The 13571-nt window shown below is 72.5% G+C and carries 10 protein-coding genes and 1 pseudogene; 2 read left to right on the plus strand and 9 right to left on the minus strand.

Translation table 11 applies throughout. The features are described from left to right. The 3 genes and pseudogenes from ACXJKF_RS21030 to ACXJKF_RS21040 form a co-directional block, all read right to left on the minus strand. A pseudogene (locus ACXJKF_RS21030) lies at nt 1-540 on the minus strand (hypothetical protein); the annotation flags it as partial. Beyond that, on the minus strand, nt 537-974 hold the full coding sequence (locus tag ACXJKF_RS21035; RefSeq protein ID WP_456789692.1) for a DUF6318 family protein: 438 nt from the start codon (nt 972-974) through the stop codon (nt 537-539). The gene ACXJKF_RS21035 and the pseudogene ACXJKF_RS21030, both read right to left, overlap by 4 nt. Before the next feature lie 211 nt (nt 975-1185). Then, entirely contained in the window at nt 1186-1596 is a 411-nt protein-coding gene (locus ACXJKF_RS21040; protein WP_456789693.1) for a winged helix-turn-helix transcriptional regulator, read from the minus strand. A 102-nt stretch (nt 1597-1698) separates the two neighbouring features. On the opposite strand from ACXJKF_RS21040, the gene ACXJKF_RS21045 reads away from it, so the two are divergent. Continuing rightward, a complete protein-coding gene (locus ACXJKF_RS21045) occupies nt 1699-2544 on the plus strand; it encodes an SDR family oxidoreductase (protein WP_456789694.1) in 846 nt (281 codons plus the stop codon). Here the strand turns inward: ACXJKF_RS21045 and ACXJKF_RS21050 are convergent. Beyond that, on the minus strand, nt 2538-3803 hold the full coding sequence (locus tag ACXJKF_RS21050) for a cellulose binding domain-containing protein (protein ID WP_456789695.1): 1266 nt from the start codon (nt 3801-3803) through the stop codon (nt 2538-2540). The genes ACXJKF_RS21045 and ACXJKF_RS21050 overlap by 7 nt on opposite strands. A 163-nt stretch (nt 3804-3966) precedes the next feature. Between ACXJKF_RS21050 and ACXJKF_RS21055 the strand changes: the two genes are divergently transcribed. Continuing rightward, nucleotides 3967-5613, plus strand: a complete 1647-nt coding sequence (locus tag ACXJKF_RS21055; RefSeq protein ID WP_456789696.1) for an ABC-F family ATP-binding cassette domain-containing protein — start codon at nt 3967-3969, stop codon at nt 5611-5613. 7 nt (nt 5614-5620) lie between these two features. Here the strand turns inward: ACXJKF_RS21055 and ACXJKF_RS21060 are convergent, their stop codons facing one another. The 5 genes from ACXJKF_RS21060 to ACXJKF_RS21080 are packed head-to-tail and all read right to left on the minus strand — an operon-like array spanning nt 5621 to nt 13515. After that, nucleotides 5621-6079 carry a hypothetical protein gene (locus tag ACXJKF_RS21060; RefSeq protein WP_456789697.1) on the minus strand — a complete coding sequence of 153 codons (459 nt, stop codon included), beginning with the start codon at nt 6077-6079 and terminating at the stop codon, nt 5621-5623. Next, entirely contained in the window at nt 6060-8075 is a 2016-nt protein-coding gene (locus tag ACXJKF_RS21065) for a DUF6571 family protein (RefSeq protein WP_456789698.1), read from the minus strand. The genes ACXJKF_RS21060 and ACXJKF_RS21065 overlap by 20 nt, the downstream gene beginning before the upstream one ends. Then, on the minus strand, nt 8072-8374 hold the full coding sequence (locus ACXJKF_RS21070) for a hypothetical protein (protein WP_456789699.1): 303 nt from the start codon (nt 8372-8374) through the stop codon (nt 8072-8074). The genes ACXJKF_RS21065 and ACXJKF_RS21070 overlap by 4 nt, the downstream gene beginning before the upstream one ends. A 7-nt stretch (nt 8375-8381) precedes the next feature. Continuing rightward, nucleotides 8382-8822 (minus strand): hypothetical protein, encoded by a 441-nt coding sequence (locus tag ACXJKF_RS21075; protein WP_456789700.1) that lies wholly within the window; start codon nt 8820-8822, stop codon nt 8382-8384. 49 nt (nt 8823-8871) lie between these two features. Beyond that, entirely contained in the window at nt 8872-13515 is a 4644-nt protein-coding gene (locus ACXJKF_RS21080) for an FtsK/SpoIIIE domain-containing protein (RefSeq protein WP_456789701.1), read from the minus strand. Nucleotides 13516-13571 lie beyond the last annotated feature (56 nt).

Raw genomic sequence — 13571 nt, forward strand, 5'->3', positions numbered from 1 at the left:
GGTCAGGACGATGGTCTCCTTGTTGACCAGGACCCAGCCGCGGTCGGGCTGCATGGTGATGACCTGCGGGGCGATGGGCAGCTGGCGGAACTCCTCCGCGGTGAAGGTGGGGAGTGCATCCTGCGGGCATGACCACCCGGTCGCGAAGGTCCACGGACCCCACGGGGACGCCTCGCTGGCTCGATCCCTGTGCCAAAGCGGCAGGACAGGCGGCCCGGGGTCGCACGCGGGCGCTGGTGTTGCGCCGTCCGCCGGTGCGCAAGGGCCGTCGATGTCGGAGGTCAGTGTTGCGGAGGAGACGTCGCAGAGCTCCGCGTGGGTGTACTCCCGAAGGACGGGTCGAACGAGCGCCGCGGGTGTCCGACGGGCATGCTCGTCGCGCCGAAAGAGGTCTCCGATGACTCTGACGGCCGACTCCGTGGTGTGAGAGCCGAACACCGGCGTCGACGGTTCTTCGTCAGCGCCGCTTGCGGGCGGAGCCAGCACGGTGACCATCAGTGCGAGGAGCGTGCCGAGCAGAGCGATCGCGCGAAAGTTCATCCGTCGACGGCTGTCGGTTCGACCGCTCGAACAGACCAAGCCTCGCCATCGTGCAGGAGGACGAGCACTGTGCGGTAGGTCGTCGCGGCGCTCCAGTCATCAACGGGCGCTCTGTCACGGTCCGTCAGCCGAGCCGGGGCCTCAACCATCGTCAGTTCGACGCTGTACGAGCTTCCGGCGCCGATCTCGGTACCGACCACATCGCTGATGTCGACACTCCCACCTTCACGCCGATGGCCCGCGGCCGCCATGACGTTGGCGTCGTCGATGACGTCGTGACAGAAGACGCACTCGGAGTCGGAGAGGTCGCGCCAACCCTTCTGGTCACCTGTCGCGAGGAGGTAGGGGTACAGCTCGATGAAGTAAGCAGCGACATCCGCCGCGCCGTCGACGCTCGGTGGTTCGTCGAGTGCGGTGGGCCGGGCCGGGGCCACTGGTGGTGCTCCGGCTGTTCCACTGGTCGTTGGTGACGGACTCTGCACCCGCGTCGGACTTACGGGCGCGACTGGCGTCCCGCCGGTGCACCCGGCGACCACCAGGGCGAGCCCAGTCACCGCGACGACGATCAGGGCACCACCGCGACGACCGCTCCACCAAGGCATGCGGGCGAACGTACCGAAAACGGGCACGACCCGTCACGGACGGTCACGCGTCTGTGGACAACTCCTGTGACAGGGCGGAGGCGGGTCGGGTGACGATGTCGTCGGCGTTGTCCACGATCCACTCCATGAGCGGCAGCAGCCGTGCGACCAGCTCGGACCCGCGCGGGGTGAGCGAGTAGTCGACGCGCGGCGGGACGCTGCCGGTCACCTCGCGGTGCACGATCCCGTCGGCCTCGAGGGTGCGCAGGGTCTGCGCGAGCATCTTCTCGCTGATGCCCTCGACGATCCGGCGCAGCTCGCCCCACCGCATCGTGCGTTCGGACAGGGCGACCAGCAGGAGGACGCCCCACTTGCTGGTGACGTGGTCGAGCACGGTCCGCGACGGGCACGCGGCTGCGAGAACTCCGTCGGTCAGGAGGCGGTCCAGGACGCTGACCTCATTGCTTACCGTCACGTGCGTACCTTACGCGAAAGTGGGTACCGACGGTCGGGAAGGTACCAGGGAGGACCGAGGTTGGGGCCGACGACAAGCGAACGCCTTCGAGAGGAACCACTCATGTCCGTCGTCGTCACCGGTGCCACCGGCCAGCTCGGCCGTCTCGTCGTCCAGCACCTCCTCGCGGGTGGGCTGCCCGCCGACCAGATCGTCGCCGCCGCGCGGAAGCCGGAGGGGTTCGCGGAGGTCCGCACGGCCACGATCGACTACGACGACGCGGCGTCGCTGGAGGTGGCGTTCGCCGGTGCGGAGACGGTGCTGCTGATCTCCGGCAGCGAGGTGGGCAAGCGGGTCGCCCAGCACGGCCGGGTCATCGACGCCGCCAAGGCTGCCGGCGTCCGGCGCGTCGTCTACACGAGCGCCCCGCACGCCGACACGACCTCGCTCGTCCTAGCCCCGGATCACAAGGCGACCGAGGAGCTGCTCACGGCATCGGGCCTGGCGTGGACCATCCTGCGGAACAACTGGTACACGGAGAACTACGTCGGCGCGGTCGAGCAGGCGCGCTCCACCGGTGTCCTCCTGACCAGCACGGGCGGCGGGCGCGTCGCCAGCGCCTCGCGCGACGACTTCGCTGCCGGTGCGGMGGCCGTGCTGGTGGGCGACGCCCACGACGGCCGTGTCTACGAGCTCACGGGTGACGTGGCGTGGTCGTTCGACGAGCTCGCCGAGGCGGCCTCGGTCGTCCTGGGCATCCCCGTCGTCGCCAAGCAGGTCTCCTCCGACGAGCACCGCGCGATCCTCGTCGACGCCGGACTGGACGAGGGCACCGCGGGCTTCGTCGCGACGCTCGACGCCGACATCCGCCGCGGCGACCTGGCCGACGCGACCGCCGACCTGCGCACCCTCATCGGCCGCCCGACCACCCCGCTCGTCGACGGCCTGCGCGCCGCCCTCTCTCAGTAGCCGTAGCGCGACTTCAGGTGGCGCCACCAGTCGCGCAGCATCCAGGAGTCGAACTCGGTGATCCGGGAGGCGGAGCCGGCCTTCATGATGAAGGAGCTCTGGCCGGTGGGGGTCCAGTCGTAGAAGTCGTCGAGGCCGAACGTGTGGCCCATCTCGTGCAGCAGGATGTGCACGTTGGCGCTGTCGAGGGCTCCGACGAAGTACTCGGACCCGATGCGCTGGCCCCAGTCGCCACCGGCTCCGCCGCCGAAGCCCTTGGTCAGCCACAGCGACTGGTCGTAGTGCCGGGCGGAGCCGCCGGGGTAGTTGCCGTCCTGGTGGAAGTACCGGCCTCGGTTCTCGGCGCACTGCGGGGCGTCCTCGCGGATGTCGTTGACGTAGATGTCGACGCTGGTGTCGGTCCACTGCAGGAGGCTGCGGTCGCGCACGGCCCAGCCGACCACCTTCACGGGTACCTCGGAGTACGGCCAGGCGTTCCAGCCCTTCAGCTGCGCGAACCAGAGCGCGTACTGCTCGGCGTACTTGGCCTGGATGCGGTCGCGGAGCGCGGCGCTGACGGGCTGGTCGGAGTCCCAGCGGACGCAGATGTTCAGGTAGCCGCCGTTGGCCATCACCTGGTCCCAGCCGTAGTTGCGGAAGCCGTAGAGGTTGCCGTTGTTGTAGGTGGTCTCCTGGTGGCGCCACACCTCGTCGAGCGGCGTGACGAGCGCGCTCGGCGGGTTCCAGGCGACGGGAGGCGAGGTCGGGGTCGGGGTGGGCGTCGGGGTCGGAGTCGGTGTGCGGGTGGGCGTCGGGGTGGGGGTCGGCGAGGTCGTCGGTGAGGCGGTCGGCGTGGTGCCGCCCCCCGAGCAGAGCACCCCGTTCAGCCGGACGTCGGCGACCGGCCCGACCGCCCCGACGTGGGACGCGTTGTAGCCGACGGTCACCGACGCACCCGGCTCGATCACGCGGGACCACGACGGGTTGGTGACCGTCACCGCGCCGCCGTTCGACGTGAACACGCCCATCCACCCCTGCGTGAGCCGCTCGCCGACGGTGAACGACCACGTCAGCGTCCACCCGTCGACGCGGTCGCCGGTGTTGCGGGCGGTGACCTCGCCGGTGAATCCGGAGCCCCACTGGGCGGCCACCTTTTGCGTGACGGAGCAGCTGGCGGCGGCGCTCGCGGGGGCGGCGGTCAGGGTGGCGACGACACCGGCGCCGACCATGGCAGCCGTGGCAGCGGCGACCAGCCGCGCGAGTCGGGTGGGGCGGCTCATGGGAGCTCCTTCGTCGGGGTCCTTCGGGACGCTAGTCAGCCCGGCGGGCCCAGCACAGGGCATCGAAGCGTTTAGTCGAAGCGCTTCCCCGACGAGAAAGAACGCGCTTTCCGACGCGAGCCCGCGTACCTTCACATCTCCGCCGAGCAAGGAGAATGACCGCATGACCGCAACCGTCCAGGCCAAGAACGTGGGGGCCGGGTTCGGCGATCGTGAGCTGTTCTCCGGTGTCGACCTCGTCGTCGCGCCCGGCGACGTCATCGGCCTCGTCGGCCCCAACGGCGCCGGGAAGTCCACGCTGCTGCAGATCCTGGGCGGCCGTCGCCACGCCGACAGCGGCAGCGTCTCGGTGTCGCCCGCGCACGCGCAGCTGGGCTACCTGGCGCAGGAGATCGAGCGTCTCGACGACGAGTCCGTGCGCGACCACCTCGGGCGCCGGACCGGCGTGACGCCCGCGCAGAGCGCCCTCGACCAGGCGGCGGACGCGTTCGGCGCGGGGGAGGAGGGGGCCGACGACGCCTACGCGGAGGCGCTCGAACGCTGGCTCGCGCTCGGTGGCGCCGACCTGGAGTCACGCCTCGGCACGGTGGCCGACGACCTCGGTCTCACGGTCGACCTCGACCACCCGATGGCCGCGCTGTCCGGGGGTCAGGCCGCCCGGGTCGGGCTCGCCGCGCTGCTGCTCTCGCGGTACGACCTGTACCTCCTCGACGAGCCGACCAACGACCTCGACGCCGCCGGCCTGGACCTGCTGGAGGAGTTCGTCGACCGCTCCGAGGCCGCGATCGTCGTCGTCAGCCACGACCGCGAGTTCCTCAGCCGTACCGTCACGGCCGTCGTCGAGATCGACCGCAGCCTGCAGCGCGTCACCACCTACGGCGGCAGCTACGACTCGTACCTCGACGAGCGCTCGATCGCCCGCCGCCAGGCCCGCGAGGCCTACGAGGGGTACGCCGCGCGTCGTGACGCGCTCAACGCCCGCGCCCGGATGCAGCGGGCGTGGATGGAGAAGGGCGTCCGGAACGCGCGTCGCAAGGCGCCGGACAACGACAAGCACATCAAGAACTTCCGGGGGCAGACGTCGGAGAAGCAGGCGGCGAAGGCGCGGCAGACCGAGAAGATGATCGAGCGGCTCGACGTGGTCGACGAGCCGCGCAAGGAGTGGCAGCTGCAGATGACGATCGCGACCGCGGGCCGGTCCGGCGCGGTCGTCGCGGTCGCCCGGCGCGCGGTCCTGACCCGTGGCGAGTTCACGCTCGGGCCCGTCGACCTGCAGCTGGACTGGCGCGACCGTGTCGCCGTCACCGGTCCGAACGGCTCGGGGAAGTCGACGCTGCTCGGCCTGCTGCTCGGGCGTCTCCAGCCGACGTCCGGCACCGTCGACCTCGGCTCGGGGGTGCTCGTCGGCGAGGTCGACCAGGCGCGACGCGCGTTCGAGGGCGACGAGCCCCTGGTCGACGCGTTCTCCCGCGAGGTCCCCGACTGGCCCACCGCCGACGTCCGCACCCTGCTGGCGAAGTTCGGGCTCGGCGGCCACCACATCCACCGCCCGGCGTCCTCGCAGTCGCCGGGCGAACGCACCCGCGCGGCCCTCGCGCTCCTGCAGGCCCGCGGCGTGAACCTGCTGGTCCTCGACGAGCCGACGAACCACCTGGACCTGCCCGCCATCGAGCAGCTGGAGTCCGCGCTCGACGGCTTCGACGGCACGATCCTGCTGGTCACGCACGACCGTCGGATGCTGGAGACCGTCCGCCTGACCCGCCGCTGGCACGTCGAGGACGGTCAGGTCACCGAGGTCACGGCGGACTGACGCCGGGTCAGCCCAGCAGCGCGGTCAGCTCGGCGCGGTTCCGTTCCAGGTAGTCGTGCACGGGCTTCGAGGACGTCTCGTCGCGGATCCCGACGAGCACGCGCGGCACGTCGACCAAGCACGTCGCCTCGTACCTGCCGTTGCGGTCGACGACGACGTTCATCACGATCGTCTGCGTCGGCGACTGGGCTGCTAGCTCGCGCAACAGGTCCACGGTGTCGAAGTAGACGTCGTTCGACGGGTCGAACGGCTGCTGCTCCAGACCGTTCGGGGTCTCGATCACGACCTCCTGCACGCTGACGATGCCGGTGCTCCCGGGGGCGACGGAGCACTCCTCGCGCGAGATGATGCGCAACCAGCCCGCGGGCGCGCTCGCGGCGAAGCTGCGAGCGATGCGCTCGACGACCTCGGACTGCCCCTGGCTCAGCGTGACCGCCGTCGAGGGGTCATCGTGGTGGTTGGGCATCGTTGCTCCATTTATAGGTGAGGATCTCGCCGTCGATGTTGACCTTGACGCTGAACTCGTCCGGTCGGGTGCTCGTGTTGCCCGGGCGGTACTGGGGCTCGACGTGGATCTCCACCTTGCCAGGCGTCTGGCCGCTCAACGCATTGCGCAGCGAGGTCTCCATGCTCGCCCACTGGCCCTGGTTGAGGTTCACCAGTCCGTCGTAGGGCTTGCCGTTGCCGGGCAGGACGTTGAGCCGGTTGGTCGCCCCGCCGAGGGAGTCCGCGATGAGGTGGAACCCGATGTCCGTCGGCAGGCCCTCGTTGCCGATCAGCCTGGTCAGCCTGCTGTTGCGTCCGCCGTCGCCGAGATTGACCGTGCCGCTGACGCTGCGGGTCCGCCCGAGGTGGTCGGTCTCCCAGGCCATGCCCTTGAACTCGTAGATCGCGTTCGGGTGCGGGGCGTTGGCGGCCCGGTTGAACGCCTTGAGGTCGGTGAACGTCAGGTGCGGCATCGGCAGGCCGTCGGCCCGGGCCACGAGGTCGAGGGTCGCGTCGAACGAGCGGAGCTTGTCGATGTCGATACCCCGGTCGACCAGGATCGCGATCTCGTCCGCGCGGAGCGCCCGCCTCGTCCACTTGCCGCCCGTGGAACCCCAGCCGAGGAAGGGGATGAGCGCCGCGCCGGACAGCGCCGCGTCGACGGTGTTGCCCTCGGCCAGGTACCAGATGCCGTTGATCGCGTCGACGGGCTCGCCGATCACCGGGATGAGGCCGAGCCCGTCGAGCACGAGGTGCCCGATGTCGGAGAACGGGTTCTGGTTCTTCCGCGCCTCCTCGACCTCCGCGGCCTTGATGTCGAAGATCTCGCGTGCGTCCGTCGCGATCGCGGCGCTGATCGTGTCGCCGCCCTCGAACGGGGTGATCGCCGCCGCGATGGCCGCGTTCGACCCCTCGCCGTCGTCGACCGGCCAGCGCCGCTGCACCAGGACGTACTCGAGGAAAGCGTTCGTCGTGGCGGACTTGCCGCCGCCCTCGATGGTGACCGTGGGGCCGGTGCCGAACAGCTGGTGCGCCGCCTCCGGGTTCCGGCCGACCGCGGCCATGATGCCGGCGAGCGGGTCGTAGTACTCGGTGTACCCGGTCGGGGCACCCTCCTCGTCGCCGTGCACGGGGTCGATGGCCCCGTAGCCCTCGCTCATCGAGTGCGCCCGGTTGTACCACATGTCCCGGGTGTCGACCTGGCGCTCGTAGTCGTACACGTCGGTCGCGAGGGTGGTCAGGAAGGGGGTGGAGAACGACCCGCGGGAGACCACCAGGCCGAGCGCGCTGGCCTGGCCGAGGGTCTCGGGGCTCTCGTCGGTGATCGCGTCGGACCAGGACGTCGCGTAGCCGGGGGGCAGCGCGTGGTCGCCCGTGCCCTGCGTCGCGGTGCCGAACGTCGTGCCGAGGCCGTCGAGGAGGGCCTCGTACTGTCCGTCGAACTTCTCGACGTCCTCGATGTCCGGGCTCAGGGAGCTGTTCCGGACCAGTGACCGCCGCGTGTTCGACGCGTCGATCACCAGGTCCGCGATCTCCTCGGGCGAGACCTGCAGCGCGAGCTGGTAGGCGAAGTAGGGGTCGGTGCCGTTCTCTGCCAGGAGGTCGACGAGCTCCTGGGGGAGGTCCTCGTCGGACCCGTACTCCTCGATCAGGTGGGCCGCACGGTCCGCGCGCTCCTTCGCCTCGGCGGGCGTCGTCGTCGGCACCGTCGACTCGTCGAGCTGCACGTACCCCTGGAACCCGGGGACCTGCGCCTCGATGTGCCGGGCGAGCGCGAGCCGGCGGCGCAGACCCGGGAGCTGGGCGTCGATCCAGGTGCTCACGGCGTCGACCCGCTGGAGCTCCTCGGCGGAGAGCATCACGCTCTCCAGGCCGGACCGCAGCGACGAGCGGTGCGACGAGACGTCGGTCGAGGCGCTCTCGAGCGCGCGCACCAGCGCCGCCATCTGAGCGAGGTCGATGGACGCGATGCTCACCGCAGGTTCCTCCACCGGGTCTGCCACGCCCCGGGCTCGACCTGCTCGGGCTGCGACCGGACCGCCGAGTCGAACGTCGAGATCGCGCCGTCCGCCGCCGTGGTCAGCGCCTGCTTGTGCCCGGTGAGGTCGGTGTAGAACGCGTCGGCGACGGGACTGAGCCAGGCGCCGGCGTCCATCGCCCGGACCACGGCGTCGAGGTCGTCGCGCAGGTCCGCCGCGACCGGGACCGCCAGCGCGCGCCGCTGCTTGATCGACGCGAGGTACGGGTTGGGGATCTGCGCGACCTCCTCCGTCACGACGCCCTCAGCCCTCAGGTCTCGCGGGCACCGCTCCGTGCTCCGCGACCCACGTGTCGAGGTACCGCTCGAACCGGCCGTGCGACTGCTCGTCGAGGATGCCCTGGCTGCGCTTCGGGGTGTCGTAGCCGAAGTCCACCTGGACCGTCCCGTCCGGGTCGGCCAGGAGCTCCAGGGTGGTCCACCGCTTGTCCGGACCGTCCTGCGCGGAGAGTGCGTTGAGGTCGGCGACGGCGTCGTACAGGGGCTCGTCGTACCCGACCTGCCCGTAGAGCCAGCGGTCGCCGCCGTGCACGACGACCGTCGTGATCCAGTTCAGCGTGACGCCGCCGGACCCGTCCGGGGTCGCCTCCCAGCTGCCGACGAGGCGGACCCACCCCTGCGGCGCGATCTCGGCGAACCGGCGCACGACCGCACCCAGCTGCTCCTGCTGCTCAGCGAACCCCACCGGAGGACCCCCTTCGACGTCGAAACCACATGATGTCAGCCGGACCTGATCAGGGCACCGGGACCTGGACCAGCTGCCAGGCGCCGCCGGTGACCAGCAGGCCGCGTCCGGGGTTCGCGCCGCCGAGTGCCGAGCGCGGGAGCCGCACGCCGAGCAGGTCGCCGTCGTTCGGCGTCGCCGGCGACAGCAGCAAGCCGCTGCGAGACTTCTTGATCGTCGCGGCGGGTCCGCGGTAGGCGCTCGTCAGTTCGTCCGTGGTGCCCGCGCCGACGATGAGCCCCGGGCGGTCCCGCAGGTTGCCCAGGTGCGCGACGATCGCGTCCGCGAGGGGCCCGTCGGTGCCGACCAGCTCCAGGTCGTCGATCAGCAGGAGCGTCGGCACGTCACCCGACGGCACGAGCGTCTCCAGGAGCGCGGCGATCTCCTCGCGCGTCGACTCCATGGTCAGGGTCCCGACGACGCCTGGCTGCTCGGCGAGCTCGCGCAGCGGGCTGCGGCGCGGCGTCACGAGCCCGACGGACCACCCGCGCTCGAGCGCCGAGACCCCCATCGTCAGCAGCACGGTGCTGCGACCGGAGCGTCGCGGACCGACCGCGAGCAGCCCCGGGCCGTGCTCCTCGGCGTCCAGCCCGAACAGCGCGAGCGTGTCGCCGCCGACACCCGCCGGCACGGCCGTCCGGCCCAGCGGTGCACCACCGAKGGCGCGCGCCTCCGCGAGCGTGACGCGGGTGGGCAGCGGGTCGACGCGGAACGGGACCTGGGCGGCGTCGGGCTCACCGGCGACGGCGGTGCTGTGCCGCTCGACCGCGGCCCGGGCGATCCGCTGCAGGGCCGCGACCTGCGCGGGACCGGACGGGTCGGCGTCGAGCAGGGCGACCTGGAGCTCCTGGCGGCCCTGCGACCGGAACGCGCGCCCCTCGGGCAGCTTCTCGGGGACCTCGCGCGGGGACATCCCGACCGCCGCGTAGTCGCCCGGGTCCGCCATCGGCAGCATCACGCGGTCCTCGGTGAGCGTCGACACCCGGCCGACGAGCAGGCTGCGGTCGCCCGTGAGCACGACCTTGACGCCCGCGCCGGGGCCCTCCTGGAGGATCTGCGTCCACATGTCGATGAGCACGCCGGCGTCGTAGTCCTCGAACGCCTGGATGAACCCCTCCCACCGGTCGAGGAGGACCAGCAGGTACGGCAGCCGCCGGGCGGGGCCGCTGCCCGCGCGCTGCTCGGTGACGTCGGCGAACGCCTGCTCGGCGAGGAGCTGCTGGCGACGGGAGATCTCGGTGCGCAGCCGTCGGGTCAGGCGGGCGACGCGGTCCGGCTGGTCGCGCGTCACGACCGCCCCCGTGTGGGGGAGCGCGACGAGGGGCAGCAGCGCGTTGTTGCCGAAGTCGAGGCCGTAGACGTGCACGTCGCGCGGTGACAGGCGCGTCGCGACGCCGGCGGCGAACGTCCGCAGCAGCGTGGACCGGCCGGAGCGGGGTGCACCGACGATCGCCAGGTTCCCGGCGCGTTCGAGGTCGTGCACCGCGACGTCGCGACGCTGCTGCGCCGGGAGGTCGACGATGCCGTACGGCAGCGCGAACGGGGTGCGCTCGAGCGACGGTCCGCCCTGGGCGAGCACGTCGTCGAGCGTGATCTCCGTGGACAGCGCGGGCAGCCACGGAGGCGGCGGTGCCGCGACCCCGGCCAGCTCGGCGGCCGAGCGCACCGCGGTGACCAGCGCGGCGAGGTCGGTCGGCGTGTCGATGTCGTCCTCCGCCTGCGCGCGCGGCGCGGACATCGGGCGGCCCACGGCCGACCACGTGAGGCGCTCGAGGTGCACCGCGCCGCCGCCCGTCGCGGTGGGCGGACGGCCCCCGACGCGCGACGACTGGAACGCGACGAGGCTCGAGTGCCCGAGCCGGGCGTACGCGCGCCCGGGCAGGCTCGGGGGGATCTCCGCGGCGTCGCCGGACTCGATCACGTCCTGGCTGTCGTTGCGGTCGGTGACGCGCAGCGCGATGCGCAGGTTGGTGTTCGACTTGATCTCCGCGCTGACCACGCCCGCGGGGCGCTGCGTCGCGAGCAGGAGGTGCACGCCGAGCGAGCGGCCGCGTCGCGCGATGTCGACGAGGCCGGTGACGAAGTCGGGCAGCTCGGCGACGAGCGCCGCGAACTCGTCGATGACGATCGTCAGGCGCGGCATCGGCGGGTCCCCGGGCTCGCGCCCGGCGAGGTAGTCCTCGATGTCCTTGGCGCCCGCGTCGGCCAGCTGGTGCTCGCGGCGCCGCAGCTCGGCGGCGAGGCTCTCCAGCGCGCGCGTCGTCAGGTGCGCGTCGAGGTCGGTGACCATGCCGACCGTGTGCGGCAGCATGCTGCAGTCCTTGAACGCCGCGCCGCCCTTGTAGTCGATGAGCACGAACGTCATCTCGTCGGGCCGGTTGGCGACGGCGAGCGACGCGATCAGCGTCTGCAGCAGCTCCGACTTGCCCGAGCCGGTGGTCCCGGCGACCAGGCCGTGCGGGCCGTCGGCGCGCAGGTCCACCGTGAAGGGGCCCTCGGTCGACTCGCCGATGACCGCCTTCGTCGTGCGCCCGCCCGCGGCCCAGCCGTGCGCGATCGTGCGAGCGTCCGGCGGGTCCAGCTCGAGCACGTCGAGCAGCCGGGACGTGGACGTCAGGGAGCCGGCCAGGTCCTCGGAGCTGATGTCCCGGACCGGCGCCAGCGACCGCCCGAGCTGCTCGAACCAGCCGCGCGGCACCAGGTCCGCGCGCACGCCGTCCACCGGCTGCTCCCCGGTCACCGACACGGTCGAGCCCGCGCCGTCGACCACGACCACGGCCTGGCACTCCTCGGGGAGCTGCCGCTCCTGCTCGTCGACGCACAGGAAGTACACCCCGACGCCGGGCCCCTCGCGCAGCAGCGTCACCAGCCCCGGGAGGAGCCGGATGCGCCGGGCGCCGTCGAGCACCACGAGCACCGGCGGCGGGAGCAGCCCACCGCCACCGCCGAACGCCCCGCCGCCCATCCGCGGCCCGTCCTTCGCGGCCGCGCGGCGGCGCTCGACCAGGTCGAGCAGCTCCGCGATCCGGCGCGAGGTGGTCTCCTCGTCGTTGCCGACGGCCACGACCGGGCCGGCGTCGCGTCGTGCGTGCGGGAGCCAGCGGACCCAGGACCACGCGTCGTCGCCCTCCTGGTCCGCCAGCAGCACGACGGACACGTCCGCCGGCGAGTGCGCCGTCACGACCTGCGCGAGCATCCACGCGGCCACCTGACGGCGGGCGTCACCCGTCCCGACGACGCCGGTGACGCCCGCGCGCGCGAGCGGGACCGCCACGGGGACGTCGGACGCGGTCCAGTGCAGAACCTTCTCGTGGTCCTCGCGTGCCGGGTCGTTGAGCGACACCTCGCTCGGGACGTCCGCGGTGCCGACCCGGGCCAGCATCCAGTCGGGGTCGGTCCGTCGTCGCTCCCAGAGCCGGGCGCGCGGACCCGTCGCGAACAGCAGCACCGAACCGGGGTCGGGAAGCTCACCCCGACGCGCGGCGCTCTCGGCCGTCAGCGCGTCGTACGCCTGCTGCTCGATCCGCGCGGTGCGCTGCACGAACGTCTGCACGGCCTCGAGGTGCTGCGTGCGCCCCTGGCCGCGCGAGGAGAAGAAGTTCGACGCCGCCATCGCCGGCGACAGCGCCATGATCAGGAGCGCGTACGGCGACCGCGTGAACCAGTACATCCCCGCGCCCATGATCAGCGGCATCACCATCATCGCGATCGGGAAGCGCTGCTTGTCGGGGGTCCGCGGCTCGCTCGGCAGGCGGAACTCCGTGGTCCGCGGCGGCGGCAGGAGGCGCGGCGGACGGTTGTAGTCGAGCGTCGCCCCGATCGGGCTGAGCGAGAGCGACGCGTCGGGGGCGCTGACGTCGGCGACCTCGAGGACGACGTCCCCGACGACGAGCGACTGTCCCGGGGCCCACGCGCGCCGCTCGGTCAGGGCCTCCCGGTCGACGTGCACGAGCGGGCGGTCGACCTCGGGGTCGATCTCGGTGATGCCCTCGAGCCCACGGCGGGCCTCGAGCAGCCTGCGGGCGTACTTCCCGCGCGCGCGACCGCGTGCGGGCGCCGGGGAGTCGGGCAGGTCGCGGCGCACGACGATGGGGCCGTCGAGCGGACGGCGCCGCACGGGTGCGGGACGGACGGCCCCCGCCACGGCGGCCGACGGCTCGACCGTGACCGAGCCGTCGAGCGCCACGTCGAGCACGACCGCGCAGGCGGGCACGTCGGCGCCCTCGACGCGGACGGACGCGCTCGGCGCGCTGCCGATCTCGTGGCGGCCCAGCGCGAGCCGGTGCACCCGGCCGGCGTCGACCCCGGAGACGAGCCGGACCTCGCACGAGCCACCGGGCTCGTGCCAGCTGTCGCCCGGGTCGACCCCGAGGCCCACGACCGCGCCGTGCCGCAGCGGCGAGCTCTCGACGGTCTGCGCCGGGTCGAGCTCGCGCCCGTGCCACCAGAGCGAGGGAGCGGCCTGCGCGGCCGGGACGACCTCGACGACGCCGAGGTGCCCCGAGCCGCGCGGCACGACGCGCTGCTCGGTGGTCTCGAGCCGCTCGGCGAGAGCGTGCGCCACGTCGCGCACGAGGGAGCCCGGGGCGCACTCGAGCACCACGTCGACCAGCTCGCCGCCCCGTTCAGCGGTGGCGCTCACGATCAGTCGCACGGCACGCTCTCTCGTCGTCGATCTCCGGACAGACGGACGGCCCGCCCTCGCTGAGG

This window comes from Cellulomonas sp. P5_C5 (assembly GCF_054049655.1).

What these genes read in the sequence shown, in the direction of transcription:
- ACXJKF_RS21050 (WP_456789695.1), bottom strand. Translation starts at nt 3,803, where the DNA reads ATGAGCCGCCCCACCCGACTCGCGCGGCTGGTCGCCGCTGCCACGGCT.
- ACXJKF_RS21055 (WP_456789696.1), top strand. Translation starts at nt 3,967, where the DNA reads ATGACCGCAACCGTCCAGGCCAAGAACGTGGGGGCCGGGTTCGGCGAT.
- ACXJKF_RS21060 (WP_456789697.1), bottom strand. Translation starts at nt 6,079, where the DNA reads ATGCCCAACCACCACGATGACCCCTCGACGGCGGTCACGCTGAGCCAG.